At 49.2% G+C, this 636-nt stretch carries 4 tRNA genes and 1 rRNA gene; all 5 read right to left on the reverse strand.

The annotated features are described in order from the left end of the window. Position 1 precedes the first annotated feature (1 nt). Positions 2 to 74: transfer RNA gene (locus tag AN964_RS25215), tRNA-Val, on the reverse strand. Between the two features lie 21 nt (positions 75 to 95). After that, positions 96 to 170 (reverse strand) — tRNA-Glu (locus tag AN964_RS25220). A gap of 9 nt (positions 171 to 179) precedes the next feature. Then, positions 180 to 272: transfer RNA gene (locus tag AN964_RS25225), tRNA-Ser, on the reverse strand. A 3-nt stretch (positions 273 to 275) separates the two neighbouring features. After that, a tRNA-Asn gene (locus AN964_RS25230) sits at positions 276 to 350 on the reverse strand. A gap of 9 nt (positions 351 to 359) precedes the next feature. Further along, positions 360 to 476, reverse strand: a 5S ribosomal RNA gene (gene rrf / locus AN964_RS25235). Positions 477 to 636 lie beyond the last annotated feature (160 nt).

A 636-nucleotide genomic window follows, 5' to 3' on the forward strand; every position in this document is an offset into this window, starting at 1 on the left:
GTGGAGGATGACGGGATCGAACCGCCGACCCCCTGCTTGTAAGGCAGGTGCTCTCCCAGCTGAGCTAATCCTCCATTGTTTACTTTTTATATTAATGGTGACCCGTACGGGATTCGAACCCGTGTTACCGCCGTGAAAGGGCGGTGTCTTAACCGCTTGACCAACGGGCCACATATATCTGGCGGAGAGCAAGGGATTTGAACCCTTGAGACAGGTTTTGCCCGCCTACACGATTTCCAATCGTGCTCCTTCGGCCACTCGGACAGCTCTCCGTATGGCTCCACAGGTAGGACTCGAACCTACGACCGATCGGTTAACAGCCGATAGCTCTACCACTGAGCTACTGTGGAATAATGCCAGCTTGGCGACGTCCTACTCTTGCAGGGGGAGAGCCCCCAACTACCATCGGCGCTGAAAAGCTTAACTTCCGTGTTCGGGATGGGAACGGGTGTGACCTTCTCGCAATAGCCACCAAACCATGTGACATATATTATTATATATGATTTTGGGATAATTTCAATACAAAATTGAATTTTATTCCCTCAAAACTAAATACTGTAGAAGAAGAAGTAAAGAGAATCGCGCTATTTTGGTTAAGTCCTCGATCGATTAGTATTCGTCAGCTCCATGTGTCGC

It is taken from the genome of Heyndrickxia shackletonii, assembly GCF_001420715.1.
GTDB classification, from domain to species: Bacteria; Bacillota; Bacilli; order Bacillales; family Bacillaceae_C; genus Margalitia; species Margalitia shackletonii.